Annotated in this window: 10 protein-coding genes; 4 read left to right on the top strand and 6 right to left on the bottom strand. The window is 72.0% G+C overall.

Annotated features, from left to right (window positions below; translation table 11 throughout):
* Positions 1-58: 58 nt before the first annotated feature.
* Entirely contained in the window at positions 59-2,815 is a 2,757-nt protein-coding gene (gene acnA, locus LQF12_RS08680; protein WP_231052545.1) for an aconitate hydratase AcnA, read from the top strand.
* Positions 2,816-2,887: 72 nt separating this feature from the next.
* On the opposite strand, the gene LQF12_RS08675 is transcribed toward acnA, so the two are convergent.
* Positions 2,888-4,855: a S9 family peptidase gene (locus LQF12_RS08675; RefSeq protein ID WP_231052544.1), complete on the bottom strand. Its 1,968-nt coding sequence runs from the start codon at positions 4,853-4,855 to the stop codon at positions 2,888-2,890.
* A 4-nt stretch (positions 4,856-4,859) separates the two neighbouring features.
* Positions 4,860-6,326: a GuaB1 family IMP dehydrogenase-related protein gene (locus LQF12_RS08670; protein WP_231052543.1), complete on the bottom strand. Its 1,467-nt coding sequence runs from the start codon at positions 6,324-6,326 to the stop codon at positions 4,860-4,862.
* Between the two features lie 99 nt (positions 6,327-6,425).
* On the opposite strand from LQF12_RS08670, the gene LQF12_RS08665 reads away from it, so the two are divergent.
* Genes LQF12_RS08665 through LQF12_RS08655 form a run of 3 tightly spaced genes read left to right on the top strand, consistent with a single transcriptional unit; the run spans position 6,426 to position 10,100 of the window.
* Positions 6,426-7,082, top strand: coding sequence for a YqaJ viral recombinase family protein (locus tag LQF12_RS08665; protein ID WP_231052542.1), 657 nt, complete (start codon positions 6,426-6,428; stop codon positions 7,080-7,082).
* Between the two features lie 48 nt (positions 7,083-7,130).
* Complete coding sequence (dxs, locus tag LQF12_RS08660) at positions 7,131-9,041, top strand: 1-deoxy-D-xylulose-5-phosphate synthase (RefSeq protein WP_290370672.1); 1,911 nt, start codon at positions 7,131-7,133, stop codon at positions 9,039-9,041.
* A gap of 45 nt (positions 9,042-9,086) precedes the next feature.
* Complete coding sequence (locus LQF12_RS08655) at positions 9,087-10,100, top strand: ribose-phosphate diphosphokinase (protein ID WP_231052541.1); 1,014 nt, start codon at positions 9,087-9,089, stop codon at positions 10,098-10,100.
* 20 nt (positions 10,101-10,120) lie between these two features.
* Here the strand turns inward: LQF12_RS08655 and LQF12_RS08650 are convergent, their stop codons facing one another.
* From LQF12_RS08650 to LQF12_RS08635, 4 genes are read right to left on the bottom strand one after another with little or no spacing between them, the layout of a single operon-like run.
* Positions 10,121-12,151, bottom strand: a complete 2,031-nt coding sequence (locus LQF12_RS08650) for a 3-hydroxyacyl-CoA dehydrogenase NAD-binding domain-containing protein (RefSeq protein ID WP_231052540.1) — start codon at positions 12,149-12,151, stop codon at positions 10,121-10,123.
* Entirely contained in the window at positions 12,148-13,389 is a 1,242-nt protein-coding gene (locus tag LQF12_RS08645; protein WP_231052539.1) for a thiolase family protein, read from the bottom strand. Before LQF12_RS08645 ends, LQF12_RS08650 begins: the two co-directional genes overlap by 4 nt.
* A 53-nt stretch (positions 13,390-13,442) precedes the next feature.
* Positions 13,443-14,744: an HRDC domain-containing protein gene (locus LQF12_RS08640; protein ID WP_231052538.1), complete on the bottom strand. Its 1,302-nt coding sequence runs from the start codon at positions 14,742-14,744 to the stop codon at positions 13,443-13,445.
* A complete protein-coding gene (locus tag LQF12_RS08635; RefSeq protein WP_231052537.1) occupies positions 14,741-15,319 on the bottom strand; it encodes a DUF3000 domain-containing protein in 579 nt (192 codons plus the stop codon). Before LQF12_RS08635 ends, LQF12_RS08640 begins: the two co-directional genes overlap by 4 nt.
* Between the last annotated feature and the right edge of the window lie 93 nt (positions 15,320-15,412).

Raw genomic sequence — 15,412 nt, 5'->3', positions numbered from 1 at the left:
CGCGATCGTCACGTAAGTGCGACGGTCCTGCGCCGACAACGCTTTCGAGGAGTGGCACGTGAGCACCGTGGACAGCTTTTCCGCCAAGAGCACCCTGCGGGTGGGCGAGACCGACTACGAGATCTTCCGGCTCGACGCCGTCCCGGGCCTGGAGCGACTGCCGTACAGCCTGAAGGTCCTCGCCGAGAACCTGCTGCGCACCGAGGACGGTGCCAACATCACCGCCGACCACGTGCGCGCCCTCGCCGAGTGGGATCCGACGGCCCAGCCGAGCACCGAGATCCAGTTCACCCCGGCACGGGTGGTGATGCAGGACTTCACCGGTGTGCCGTGCGTGGTCGACCTCGCCACGATGCGTGAGGCCGTCGCCGACCTCGGGGGGGACCCCTCGACCATCAACCCGCTCTCGCCCGCCGAGCTGGTCATCGACCACTCCGTGCAGATCGACGTCTTCGGCCGCCCCGACGCCTTCGAGCGCAACGTCGAGTTCGAGTACCAGCGCAATCACGAGAGGTACCAGTTCCTGCGCTGGGGCCAGACCGCCTTCGACGACTTCAAGGTGGTTCCGCCCGGCACCGGGATCGTCCACCAGGTCAACATCGAGTACCTCGCGCGCACTGTCATGACGCGCGAGGTCGAGGTCGAGGGCGAGACGGTGCTGCGGGCCTATCCCGACACCTGTGTGGGCACGGACTCCCACACCACGATGGTGAACGGTCTCGGCGTGCTGGGCTGGGGTGTCGGCGGTATCGAGGCCGAGGCAGCGATGCTCGGCCAGCCCGTCTCGATGCTCATCCCGCGGGTCGTGGGTTTCAGGTTGAACGGCGAGATCCCGGCGGGGGTCACCGCCACGGACGTGGTGCTCACGATCACCGAGATGCTCCGCGAGCACGGGGTGGTCGGCAAGTTCGTCGAGTTCTACGGCGACGGCGTCGCGCAGGTCCCGCTCGCCAACCGGGCCACCATCGGCAACATGAGCCCCGAGTTCGGCTCGACCGCGGCGATCTTCCCGATCGACGAGGTCACGATGGAGTACCTGCGCCTGACCGGCCGCTCCGAGGAACAGGTCGCGCTGGTCGAGGCCTACGCCAAGGAGCAGGGCATGTGGCACGACGCCGATGTCGAGCCGGTCTTCTCCGAGTACCTCGAGCTCGACCTGTCCTCGGTGGTCCCCTCGATCGCCGGGCCGAAGCGCCCGCAGGACCGGATCGCGGTCTCACGTGCGAAGACCGCCTTCCAGCACGACCTGCCGGCCTACGCCCCGGACGTGGCCAACGGCGTGGACGAGGCCTCGCGGGAGTCCTTCCCCGCCTCGGACGCCCCTGCGGTCATTGACTCCGTGCGCAAGACGGTCACTGTCACGCCGCCCGAGGGCGACAGCTACGAACTCTTTCACGGCGCGGTGGCGATCGCCTCGATCACCTCGTGCACCAACACCTCCAACCCCTCGGTGATGCTGGCCGCCGGCCTGCTCGCCAAGAAGGCCGTCGACGCCGGGCTCACGGTGAAGCCGTGGGTGAAGACCTCGATGGCGCCCGGGTCGCAGGTCGTCACCAACTACTACAACAAGGCCGGCCTGTGGCCCTACCTGGAGAAGTTGGGCTATCACCTGGTCGGCTACGGCTGCACCACCTGCATCGGCAACTCCGGACCGCTGGACCCGGAGGTGTCCGAGGCGGTCAACGACAATGACCTCGCGGTCGTCTCGGTGCTGTCCGGCAACCGCAACTTCGAGGGCCGGATCAACCCCGACGTCAAGATGAACTACCTCGCCTCTCCGCCGTTGGTGATCGCCTATGCGCTGGCCGGGACGATGGAGTTCAACTTCGAGAGCGAGCCGCTCGGTCACTCCGAGGACGGTAAGCCCGTCTTCCTGGCCGACATCTGGCCGAGCCCGCAGGAGGTGCAGGAGACGATCGACTCCTCGATCAACCGGGAGATGTTCACCTCCGACTATGCCGACGTCTTCTCCGGGGACGAGCACTGGCGCCAGCTGGACACGCCCGAGGGCTCGACCTTCGCGTGGGACTCCGAGTCCACCTACGTGCGCAAGCCCCCGTACTTCGACGGCATGGGGGCCGAGCCGGAGCCGGTGCAGGACATCTCCGGTGCGCGGGTGCTGGCCAAGCTCGGTGACTCGGTCACCACCGACCACATCTCGCCGGCCGGTTCGATCAAACCCGACTCGCCGGCCGGTACCTACCTCGCCGAGCACGGCGTGGCCCGGAAGGACTTCAACTCCTACGGGTCCCGGCGCGGTAACCACGAGGTGATGATCCGCGGCACCTTCGCCAACATCCGGCTGCGCAACCAGCTGCTGGACGGCGTGGAGGGTGGCTTCACGCTCAATCACCTCACCGGTGAGCAGACGACGATCTACGACGCCGCACAGGCCTACGCCGAGCAGGACATCCCGCTGGTCATCCTCGGTGGCAAGGAGTACGGATCGGGCTCCTCCCGCGACTGGGCCGCCAAGGGCACGGCCCAGCTGGGTGTGAGGGCGGTCATCACCGAGAGCTTCGAGCGGATCCACCGATCCAACCTCATCGGCATGGGTGTGCTCCCGTTGCAGTTCCCGGCGGGGGAGAGCGCCGAGTCGCTCGGGCTGGACGGGACCGAGACGTTCGACATCTCGGGCGTCGAGGCCCTGAACGAGGGCAGCACCCCCGAGACCGTGCACGTCACGGCCACCAAGGCCGAGGGTGAGGCAGTGGAGTTCGACGCCGTCGTGCGCATCGATACCCCGGGTGAGGCGGACTACTACCGCAACGGTGGGATCCTGCAGTACGTGCTGCGGCAGCTCGTGAAGGGCTGAGGACCGCACCACGCCACGAGACCGGGCCGGCAGATCACATCTGCCGGCCCGGCCCCGTGCCCAGGGTCCTGCTCAGGAGGGGTCGAAGCCGAAGACCCGGCCGTAGAAGGCCAGCTCCGCCTCCAGCGCCACACGCCGGTTCTCGCTGCGCCGGAAGCCGTGACCCTCGCCCTCGAACATGAGCAGTTCCACCTCCATGCCGGCGGAGCGGACGGCGTCGGCCATCCGGTGCGCCTGCTCGGGTGGCACCACGCGGTCCTCGGTGCCCTGGAACAGGATCATCGGTACGCGTAGCGACTCGACGTGGTGCACGGGCGAGCGCTGCCGGTAGGTCGCGGCCTCCTGCGGATAGGGGCCCACGAGCGTGTCCAGGTAGCGGCTCTCGAACTTGTGAGTGTGCGCCGCCAGCGCCTCCAGGTCTCCGATGCCGTAGTGGCTGGCACCGGCGGCGAAGGTGTCGGTGAACGTCAGTGCCGCCAGCGTCGTGTAGCCTCCCGCCGACCCGCCCCGGATCGCCGTGCGAGCGCCGTCGACGACGCCCTGCTCGGCCAGCCACCGGGCTCCGCTGCTGCAGTCCTCGACGTCGACGTGGCCCCAGCGACCACGCAGCCGTTCCCGGTAGGCGCGCCCGAACCCGGTGCTGCCGCCGTAGTTGACGTCGAGCACCGCGAAACCACGGGTGGTCCAGAACTGCACGCTCAGGTCGAACCCGGGCGTGGTGGCTCCGGTCGGGCCGCCGTGCGAGAGCACCAGCAACGGCGGAGCCTCCTGCTCCTCGCCGGTGACTTCCGCGTGCTGCGGGCGGTAGAGGAAGCCTTGCGCCACCCCGGTCGCTGAGGGCCAGCTGACACTCTCGGCGCGTGAGATCGAGCGCTCGTCCAGCGTCAGATCGGTCGTGGACCGCAGCACCGTGACGGTCCCGGCGGCCAGATCGAGCTCGACGATCGACTCCGGTGCGGTGGGGCTCTCTCCCAGGAAGACCACCCGGTTGGCCTGCGCGCGCACGTCGCCGACGGGGGCCCAGTCGCCGTCCCAGGGTTCCAGTGCGCCGTTGTCGGTGCGCACGGCGGCCAGCCGGCGGCGGCCCTGGACGGTGTACCCCGCGATCAGGTGCGCCTCGCCGAGCATGTCGATAGTGCGGGGTCCGAACCCCCACGGGGGGAGGGTGAACTCCGCGTCGGCGGGATGCATGGGGCGGGTGCGCCGGTGGGCGCCCTCGAGCTCGGTGCGGTAGGGGTTCCACCAGCCGGTGCGGTCGTCGATGTGCACCAGGTCCCCGGTCGGGGTCCACAGCGGCTCGGCCACCGAGACGTCGAGGTCACCGGCGACGGTGCGGTGGTGGAGCAGGCGCGCGCCGCCGTCGGCGACCGTGGCCAGGTGCAGGAAGGATGAGTCCCACGGCATCGCCGGGTGGTCCCACGTGATCCACGCCAGCAGGGCGCCGTCGGGGCTGAGCCGGGGTGAGCTGACGAAGTCGCTGCCGGCGACCAGCACGGCCACCAGGTCCGGCCGGGTCAGAGCCGACCCGTCGAGCGGGATGCTGACCAGCGTCGTGACCGGGTCGGTGCGCTGGCCACCCGGCTCGCCGTGGTCCTCCGCGACCGCGTAGACCACGGCGCGGTCGACATCGATCTCGAGGTCGGCGTAGCGCCGTCCGTCGGCGGGCACGAGCGGCACCGGCGCCCCAGGGGCGCCGTCGGCGCCTAGGTCCACCCGGTACAGGCGGTCGTCCTCGCGGCGGGAGACCACGACGAGCGAGGCGGTCGCCGCATAGGCCGCGCCGCCGTACTCGTGCACCCGGGTGCGGACGTCGAAGGTGCCACCGTCGGTGGTCGCGGTCACGACGTCCTCGATCGCGCCGTCCTCGCGGCGCCGCACGAGGGCGCAGCGGCCCTCCTGCCACGGGCGTTGTTCCACCCAGAAGGTGTCGGTGCCCACGAGACGGATCTGCGACAGCCGCAGCGTCGAGGAGGCGAGCGACTCGGCCGGGACGGGGGAGGGCCATGTGCCGTAGGGCAGGGCGCGGGGTGTCGCACTCATCGACTCACCAACCTCCGGGCAGGGGACGGCCCTCGTCGTAGCCGGCCCGCGACTGCAGTCCGACGACGGCGCGCTCACGGAACTGCGCGAGGGTACGTGCGCCCGCATAGGTGCACGAGCTGCGCAGGCCCGCGGTGATGTGGTCGAGCAGGTCCTCCACCCCGGGCCGCTCGGGGTCGAGGTAGATCCGCGAGGTCGAGATGCCCTCCTCGTACAGGCTCTTGCGCGCCCGTGCGAACGGGCTGGAGTCGCTCGCGGTGCGGGCGGCGACGGCGCGTGCCGACGCCATCCCGAAGCTCTCCTTGTACCGGCGACCGTCCGCCTCCACGTGCAGGTCACCGGTGGACTCGAAGGTCCCGGCGAACCAGGATCCGACCATCACCTGGCTGGCTCCGGCCACCAATGCGAGGGCGACGTCACGCGGGTGGCGGATGCCGCCGTCGGCCCAGACGTGCCGGCCGAGCTCCCTCGCCCGTGCGGCGCACTCGGCCACGGCGGAGAACTGGGGCCGGCCCACGGCTGTCATCATCCTGGTGGTGCACATGGCGCCGGGGCCCACGCCCACCTTGATGATGTCGGCGCCGGCCTCGACGAGGTCGGTGACGCCGTCGGCGGTGACGACGTTGCCGGCCACGACCGGCACGGTGGGCTCCTGCTCGCGGACCGCCCGCAGCGCCTCGATCATCTTCGCCTGGTGCCCGTGCGCGGTGTCCACGACCAGGACGTCGGCGCCCGCCTCGAGCAGGCCGCGCGCCCGGGCGGCGACGTCACCGTTGACGCCCACCGCCGCGGCGATCCGCAACCGGCCGAGGTCGTCCAGGGCGGGAGCGTAGATCGAGGACCGCAGCGCACCGACGCGCGTGAGGACGCCGCGCAGCCGGCCGGAGGAGTCCACGACCGGTGAGAACCGCCGCCGGGCGGCGTGCTGGGCCTCGAAGGCGGACTCGAGCGCAGCCTCCAGTCCGCCGGGCCCCTCCAGCGCGTCCATCTGCAGCACGGTCGGATCGGCGCTCATCACCTCGTGGACCTGGGTGAACTGGTCAACGCCGTGGCAGTCGGATCTGGCCACCACACCCACCGGCCGGCCCTGGTCGAGCACGACGGCGGCCCCGTGCGCGCGCTTGTCCACGAGCGTGAGCACCGTGTGCACGGTGTCCGTGGGCGTGACCGTCACCGGTGTCTCCAGCACCGGGTGGCGCCCCTTGACCGAGGCGATGGTGCGCCGGACCTCGGCGAGCGGCAGGTCCTGGGGGAGAACCGCCATCCCCCCGCGGCGGGCGACCGTCTCGGCCATCCGTCGTCCGCTGACCGCGGTCATGTTCGCCACCACCAGCGGGATCGTGGTGCCCGTGCCGTCGGTGGAGGAGAGATCGACGTCGAAGCGTGAGGACACGTCCGAGTAGGACGGGGCGAGGAAGACGTCGTCGTAGGTCAGGTCGTGGCTGATGGTGTGACCCGGGAGCAGTCGCATACCCCTCAGCCTAGGCCTCCCTCGATCCGGCGCGGCGGTACGTGCCCGGTCGGCGCGTGCTGGGCCGGCAGCAGCCTGCGGCGGCATAGGGTGCGGGGTGTGATCGACGGCTACCGGTATGTGCGCACCCCCGCCGGCGAGGTCGTCTCCTCGCGCAACCGGGTGGCCTGGCTGCGGGCCCGGCTGTGGGGTGTGACAGCCACCGACGCCCGCCGCCTGGTGACCTCCACCGGGCGCACCTCCAAGCAACGGCGTGGGCTGCTGGAGGCCAAGCTCACCGGCTGGGCCGGCCCGCGGCTGCCGCAGTTCGAGCACGGCATCGTCCGGGAGCCGATCATCGCGGCCTGGGTGCACCAGCGGTTCGGCATCGCACCCAGCGCGGTGCTGTGCGCGGGCAGCAATCCTCGCCACCTCGCCACCCCGGACGGTATCGGCACTCACTCCATCGCCGAGATCAAGACCTCGGTGGAGGACCTGGACGCCGCGGCGCGCACCTACGCGGACCAGTTGCAGTGGCAGCTGCACGTGACGGGGTGCGAGCGGGTGCTGTTCGTCGTCGAGCACCGTCACACGCTCCGCCGCGACTTCCGGTGGGTCGGCCGGGACGAGCAGCGCATCGAGATGCTGCGCACCCACGCGGACGAGTTCCTGGTGGAGCTGGACCAGGCTCGGGCGCTGCTGCTCGAGGCCGGTGATCAGCCCGTCGAGCGCCACCAGCTGCGCGGGCGGGACCTGCGCACGCGCACCTCCGCGTGAGGGGCACGTAGCATGGAGGCAGATGCAGGTCGAGGACGGGAGCACGAGGTGAGCGAGCTGGAGCGGCTGCGTGGTCCGGAGGACCTGCGCGCACTGGGTCCGCGCCGGATGCGGGCGCTGGCCGAGGAGATCCGGGAGTTCCTGGTGGCCTCGGTCTCGCGGACCGGCGGGCACCTCGGCCCCAACCTGGGTGTGGTCGAGCTGACGCTGGCCATCCACCAGGTCTTCACCTCCCCGCGGGACACCATCGTCTTCGACACCGGGCACCAGTCCTACGTCCACAAGCTCCTCACCGGGCGCCGCGACTTCTCCTCGCTGCGTCAGCGCGGGGGACTGTCCGGCTACCCCAGCCGCGCGGAGTCCGATCACGATGTGGTCGAGAACTCCCATGCCTCCACCGCGCTCTCGTGGGCGGACGGGATCTCCCGGGCGCGCCTGCTCGCCGGTGACACCGACCGCTCGACGGTCGCCGTCATCGGTGACGGTGCGCTGACCGGGGGCATGGCGTGGGAGGCGCTGAACAACCTCGCCGACTCCCCGGACCAGCGCCTGGTGATCGTGGTCAACGACAACGGCTGGTCCTACTCACCGACGGTCGGTGGCCTGGCCCACTACCTCGACGCGGTGCGCACCGACCGCAACTACGAACGCGTGCTCGGCTGGGGCAAGCGCACGCTGCAGCGGGCCGGAAGTCCCGGGCGCGTCGCCTACGACACGCTGCACGGGATGAAGAAGGGCCTCAAGGACGTGCTGCGGCCGCAGCACGGACTCTTCGACGAGCTCGGGCTGAAGTCCATCGGGCCCGTCGACGGGCACGACCTCGAGGCCCTCGACGCGGCGTTGCGCAGCGCCCGCGGCTTCGGCGGCCCGGTGGTGGTGCACGTGGTCACCGAGAAGGGCCGCGGCTACGTCCCGGCCGAGAGCGACGTCGTCGACCGTTTCCACACCGTGGGCAAGATCCACCCGGAGACCGGCCTGCCGCTGGTGCCCTCCCGGTTCGGGTGGACGAAGGTGTTCGCCGACGAGATCCTGCAGATCGCCAGGACGCGCTCGGATGTGGTGGGCATCACCGCCGCGATGCCCGAGCCGGTCGGCCTGGCCCCGATGGCGCGCGAGTTCCCCGACCGCGTCGTCGACGTCGGGATCGCCGAGGAGCACGCGCTGACCTCGGCGGCCGGGATGGCCTTCGCCGGCCTGCACCCGGTGGTCTCGCTCTACGCCACCTTCCTCAACCGGGCCTTCGACCAGCTGCTGATGGATGTGGCCCTGCACCGGGCGGGCGTGACGATCACCCTCGACCGGGCCGGCCTGACCGGTGACGACGGCGCCAGCCACAACGGGATGTGGGACCTCGCGCTGCTGCGTCTGGTCCCTGGCCTGCGGCTGGCCGCTCCACGGGACGAGGCGACGCTACGCCACGCCCTGCGCGAGGCGGTGGCGGTCGCCGACGCGCCCACCGTGGTGCGCTACCCCAAGGGATCGCTGCCCGAACCGTTGCCCGCCCTGAGCCACACCTCCGGACTGGATGTGCTCGCCCGGGCGGCCGGTGACGGCGGCCCACGTGTGCTGGTCGTCGGTGTCGGGCCGTTCGCGGCGACCGCCGCCGAGGTGGCCCAGCGCCTCGGTGATCAGGGCATCGGTGCCACGGCGATCGATCCGCGCTGGGTCATCCCGGTCCCGGACGCCCTCGTCGAGGTCGCCGCCGGGTACGACCGGGTGGTGACGATCGAGGACGGGATCGTCACCGGCGGCTTCGGCAGCGCCGTGCGGGACCGGCTCGCCGAGGCCGGCTCACCGCTCCCGGTGCATGTGCACGGGATCGCGCACCGGTTCCTCTCCCATGCCTCGCGGGCTCAGCTCGAGGAGGACCTCGGCCTGCGTGCGCAGGACATCGCCCGTGAGACGGCGGCAGCGGTGGCCCGGCAGGTCCAGGGCGCGAGCGCCCCACACCTGCCCTAGACCTCCCCTAGCATGTGGCCATCACCCCAGCGCGAAGGAACCGGCATGCGCAACGCGAGCGGAATCGCCTCCCAGGACATCGTCGTCTTCAGCGGCAGCGCGCACACCGCGCTCGCGGAGCGCATCTGCGGTGAGCTCGGGTTGGAGCTGAGCCCCTCCCGCATCTCCCGGTTCAGCAACGACTGCCTGCAGGCGCAGCTGCTCGAGAACTGCCGTCAGCGTGACGTCTACATCGTCCAGCCGCTCGTGCCCCCCACCCAGGAGCATCTGATGGAGCTGCTGCTGATGATCGACGCCGCCCGCGGTGCCTCGGCGGCGCAGATCACGGCCGTCATGCCGCACTTCGCCTATGCGCGCTCGGACAAGAAGGACGCCTCGCGTATCTCCCTCGGTGGCCGGCTGGTGGCCGACATGCTCGTCACCGCCGGGGTGGACCGGGTCCTGACGATGACGCTGCACGCCCCACAGGTGCACGGTTTCTTCTCGGTCCCGGTCGATCACCTCACCGCGCTCGGCGTGCTCGCCGACCACTTCCGCTCCCAGGAGCTGGGGGACTCGATCGTGGTCTCACCCGATCTGGGCAACGCCAAGTCCGCCACCCAGTTCGCCCGGCTGCTCGGCCTGCCAGTGGCCGCGGGCAACAAGCAACGGCTCGCCGACGACCGCGTCACCATCGATGCCATCGTCGGGGACGTGGCGGGCAAGCGCGCCATCGTGCTCGATGACGAGATCGCGACGGGTGGCTCGATCGTCGAGCTCATGGAGCGCCTGGCAGATGCCGGGTGCGTAGGCGCCTCGGTGGTGTGCACGCACGGCCTGTTCACCGGGCCGGCGATGCAGCGCCTGCGCGAGCACCCGATGATCTCCGAGGTGATCACCACCGACACCGTGCCGGCCCCCGCCGACTGGCACGACCTCACCGTGCGATCGACCTCGCAGCTGTTCGCCGAGGCCATCCGCCGGGTGCACCTCGGCGAGTCGGTCTCGAGCCTGTTCGACGGCGTCGACCCCGCGCACGCGCCACCCCAGCGGACCCTGTTCGAGGCGGTCCGTGCGTGAGTCCTGAGTACGGCTGATCCTCAGGCGGTACGGCGCAGGTAGGGCGTGATGCCTCCGAGGTGGAACGGCCAGCCCGCGCCGAGGACCATCGCGAGGTCGATGTCGGCCGCCTCGGCCACGACGGACTCGGCGAGCATGAGCTCGACCTCCTCGGCCAGGGCGTCGCGGACCCGGCGCAGCAGGCCGGCCTCGTCCTGACCGCCGACGTGATCACGCGAGCCGAAGTACCGCGCGATCGCCGTATCCACCGGTGAGGAGGCCGTGGGCCGGGACTCGAACTCCACGAACCGGGCGCCGTCGGCAATCATGGCCTCGAGCCCGGGCGAGGAGGGGTAGCGGGGTCCGAGGTTCTCCCGCAGGGTCTCCAGCACGTGGCCGGCGACGGCGGGCCCGACCAGCTGCAGGAGCTGGAAGGGGCCCATGGGGAGCCCGAGCGGCCACAGCGCCCTGTCGGCCACCGTCACGTCCGTGCCGTCCTCGAGCGAGCCGAGCACCTCACCGAGCAGGCGGACCAGCAGCCGGTTGACCACGAAGCCCGGTGCGTCGGCCACCGCGACGGCCGACTTGCGGCACGCCGCCGCCACCGCGAACGCCGTCGCATAGGAGGGATCGTCGGTGCGCTCGGCGCGGACGACCTCGACCAGCGGCATCTGCGCCACCGGGTTGAAGAAGTGCAGCCCGACCACCCGCTCCGGGTGCTGCAGGTCCGCGGCCATCGCCGAGACCGACAGCGCCGAGGTGTTCGTGGCCAGGATCGCCTCCGGGCCCAGGACCGACTCGAGCTCGGTGAACACCTGCTTCTTGACGTCGAGCTCCTCGAACACGGCCTCGATCACCAGGTCGGCATCGGCGAGGTCGCCCAGCTCGGTGGTCGCGCTGACCAGGGACCGGATGCGGTTGCCCTCGGCCCCGGAGATCCGGCCCTTGGTCACCAGCTTCTGGACCTCGTCGGCGACGAACTGGACCCCGCGCTCGGCCCGTTCGTCGTCGAGGTCACGCATCAGGACCGGGACCTGCATGCGACGGGCGAACAACAACGCCAGCTGGGAGGCCATCAGGCCGGCACCGGCGACGCCGATCCGGCGGACCGGGCGGGCAAGCTCGGCATCGGGAGCACCGACGGGGTTCTTGGCGCGGCGGCTGGTCAGGTCGAAGGCATAGACGGAGGCAGCGAACTCGGGGGAGGTGATCAGGTCGGTCAGGGCCTCGTTCTCGGCCTCGACGCTCGCCTCACGGTCACCCCCAGCCGCCAGGCTGAGCAGGTCCAGCGCGCGGCCGGGCGCCGGGGTGGCACCGTGCAGGCGCGCGTCCACCTCCACCCGGGCGGACTCCACCAGCGCGCGGGCAGCGGCAGGGTCGTCCCCCTCATAGCGTTCGGGCACGATCTCCCCGCGCACCACCTGGGCGGCCCAGCGCAAGGACTCGGTGAGGAAGTCGGCCGGTTCGAGCACGGCGTCGACGATCCCGAGGCGTTCCGCATCCGGCCCGTCCAGCTGGGTGTTCTGGCGCAACGGGTTCTCCACGACCACCCGCAGCGCCCGTTCCATACCGACCAGCCGGGGCAGCAGGAATGTGCCTCCCCAGCCCGGAACCAGCCCGAGGAACACCTCCGGCAGGCCGATCCCGCGCACGGCGGCGCTGACGGTCCGGTAGTGGCACGAGAGCGCCAGCTCCAGGCCGCCGCCCAGTGCGGCCCCGCCCACGAAGGCGAAGGTGGGCACGGGCATGTCGATCAGCAGCGCGTAGGCCTCGTGACCGGCCTCGGCGATCGACCGGGCCGCGGCGCGGTCGGTGATCTCGGCCGCGCCGTGCAGGTCGGCTCCGGCAGCGAAGTGGAACTGCTTGCCGGTGACCGCCACGGCCACGATCTCGCCGGCGCGCGCCCGCTCGCTCACCCGGGTCAGGGCAGCCCGCAGCTCGGCCATGCCCTCGGGTCCCAGCGTGTTGGGTTTGCGGGGGCCTGCGCCGTTGTCGAGCGTGACCAGGGCGAGGACACCCAGGTCCTCCAGCTGGACGTCGCGGACCAGGGCGTGGGTGATGCGTTCGCTCATCGGTGCTCCCTCTCGGCGCGGTGATCGGTCTGTGGCGCCCCGGCGCCGGCGTGATGGGGGTTCTCCCACACCACCGTGCCACCCTGGCCGAGCCCGACGCACATGGTGGTCAGCCCGTAGCGCACGTGCGGATGGAGGGCGAACTGGTGCGCGAGCTGGCTCATCAGCCGGATCCCGGAGGCCGCGAGCGGGTGCCCGACGGCGATCGCCCCGCCGTAGCTGTTGACGCGTGGGTCCTGGTCCTCGATCGAGAACGCGTCGAGGAACGCGAGCACCTGCACGGCGAAGGCCTCGTTGATCTCGATGAGGCCGATGTCATCCATCGTCAGTCCGGCCAGCTCCAGCGCGCGGTGGGTGGCCGGGACCGGCCCGACCCCCATCACCTCGGGCTCGACCCCGGCGTAGGCGTAGGAGAGGAGCCGCAATCGTGGCGTCAGCGACAGCTCGGCGGCGGTGCCGGCGTCCATCAGCAGCGCCGCGGTGGCGCCGTCGGTCAACGGCGAGGAGGTGGCGGCGGTGACCCGCCCGCCGGGGCGGAAGGGGGTCGGCAGGTCCGCCATGCCGGCCACGGTGGTACCCGGGCGGGGTGGCTCGTCCGCTGTGGCCACGCCCCAGCCCCGCTCGGGGTCCATCACGGCGACCGGGACGAGGTCGGCGTCGATGTGCCCGGCCGCGAGCGCCTGCGCATAGCGCGCCTGGGAGGCCTCGGCATAGGCGTCGGCACGCGCTCTGGTCAATTGCGGGTAGCGGTCGTGGAGGTTCTCCGCCGTGGCGCCCATGGTCAACGAGTCCGAGGGCACCAGCCGCTCCGCACCGATCCGGGGGTTGATGTCGGCCGCGGCGCCGAGGGGGTGGTGGCCCATGTGCTCGACCCCGCCGGCGACGGCGGCGTCGTAGGCCCCCACCGCGATCTGGGCGGCGACGTTGGTCACGGCGGTCATCCCGCCCGCGCACATCCGATCGATCGCGTAACCCGGCACACCGCGCGGCAGCCCGGCGAGGATGCCCACCGTGCGCCCGAGGGTCAGCCCTTGGTCGCCCTCCTGTGTGGTCGCCGCCAGCGCCAGGTCGCCCAGCCGGTCGGGCACGAGCGCGGTGTTGCGCCGCAGCAGCTCGCGGACCACCGCGACGGCGATGTCATCGGCACGGGTGTGGGCGTACAGCCCGTCGGGGCGCGCACGCCCGAAGGGGGATCGCACGGCGTCCACGAGGACGACATCACGGCCGAGCAGGGGCATCGAGACCTCCGGGTCACGTCAGTGGGACTGGGAGTACTAGGTACTTGTCGCCCCTAGCCTAACCCGTCCTCGGGGCCGGCGTGCAGCGCGGTCGCCAGGGGTGCGGCGAGCTGGTCGATCTGCCACGGCCGGGCCCCCAGCGCGGCCAGTGCGGCTGCGACGCCCTCCGTGCTGTGCTCACGCGGGGGATCCCAGGCCAGCCTGCGCTGGTACTCGGGCGTGAGGAGGTTCTCCTGCGGCAGCGCCAGCTCCTCGGCGCGCGTGCGCACCGTGAGCCGCACCGCGTCGAGCCGCCGCGCGGCCGGCGGGTTGCGGTCCTTCCACGCCCGTGGCGGCGGCAGGGTGTCGGACGCCGGTCCCCGGCGCGCCGGGTGGTCGGAGGCGGGCAGCGCCGTCGCGCGGGCGACCGCGTCGAACCACAGCCTGCTGCGGCGGGCCGCGGCCTTGTGCTTGAAGGGGCGCAGGGCCGTCAGCTCGGCCAGCGTGCTCGGCCGCGTGGTCGCGGCGGCCACGATCGCGCTGTCGCTGAGCAGCCGGCCGGGGGAGATGTCGACCCGGCGGGCCTCGGCGTCGCGCACCTGCCAGAGCTCGCGCACGATGGCCAGCCCGAGCGGGTCGCGCACCTGGTGCGAGCCCGAGGTGCGCCGCCACGGTTGCAGCCGCGGCGGCGGCGGCGGTGCCGTGCGGACGGCGTCGAACTCCTGCCAGGCCCATTCCAGCTTCCCGGCCTGCTCGAGCTCGTCGTGGAGCCGGTCCCGGAGGGCGACCAGCACCTCCACGTCCAGGGCGGCGTAGCGCAGCCACGCCTGGGGGAGCGGCCGGGTGGACCAGTCCGCCGCGGAGTGCTCCTTGGCGAGCTCGAGCCCGAGCTCGGCCGCGACCATCGCGCCCAGACCCACCCGTTCGCGCCCGAGCAGCCGGCCCGCGAGCTCGGTGTCGAACACGCGGCCCGGCACCATGTTGACCTCGGCCAGGCAGGGCAGATCCTGACCGGCCGCGTGCAGTACCCACTCGGTGCCGGCCAGGGCACTCCCGAGGGCGCCGAGGTCGGGCAGCGCCTGCGGGTCGATGAGCGCGGTGCCGGCACCGTCCCGGCGCAGCTGGACCAGGTAGGCGGCCTGGCCGTAGCGGTAGCCGGAGGCGCGCTCGGCGTCCACGGCGACCGGTCCGTGGCCCGCGGTGAACGCTGTGATCACGTCCCGCAGGCCGGCCTCGGTCACCACGACCTCGGGGACCCCCTCGGACGGCTCGGTGAGCGGAACCAGATCGGGCGCATCGGCAGTGGCGGGCGCCGGGGGCTCAACGGCCGAGTCCGGCTCATCGGGGGCCGGGGTGGGAGGAGGTGTGGAGGTCATCGTTTCGGCTTCAACGCACTCACGTTGTCGGGGACGGGGGGCAGACCCGCAGCCTGACAGGTCAGCAGCGCCCACGCACGCAGGTGCGCCGCCATGTCGGTGCCCTCCGGTGTCCAGGACGCGCGGACCTCGATCTCGACCTCACCACTGCGCAGCTCCAGCCCGCCGAAGGTCTCCGAGAGCACCCGGGTGACCGTGCCCGAGAGGGCGTGGTGCTCGGCCTCCTCGGCGGCGAGCGCCTCCGTGAGCCAGGACCAGCCCACCTCCCCGAGCATCGGGTCGGCGGCGAACTCCTGTTCCAGGCTCGCACGCGCCATCACGATGACGCGGAACTGCCCGTCCCACGCCTCCTGTCCCTCGGGGTCGTAGAGGACGACGAACCGGCCGTTGCCGACCATGTCCTCCGGGTCCCGGGTCGGGTTGACCTCGCCCGTCAGCGCGAGTGCGTAGGGAGCGATCCGCGTGGGTGCGGGCACCTCCTCGAGGTGGAACTCGCGGCGCATCCGGTGGCCGCGCAGACTCAGCAGCGCGGCCTCGAACTCCGGGGGCGCGACGGGGGTGCGCTGCACGTTCACACGCCCAGGCTAGAACGCCCGGCGCCGTGGTCGTCCGGGGCGCGCCGACGCGGAGTCGGTAGACTCGCGCGGGTTCGTCCCACCGCCCCGCCC

The sequence above is a fragment of the Ruania suaedae genome, assembly GCF_021049265.1.
Lineage (GTDB): Bacteria > Actinomycetota > Actinomycetes > Actinomycetales > Beutenbergiaceae > Ruania > Ruania suaedae.
The sequence above is the reverse complement of the archived record's forward strand: the minus strand, read 5'-3'. Positions and strand labels throughout refer to the sequence as shown.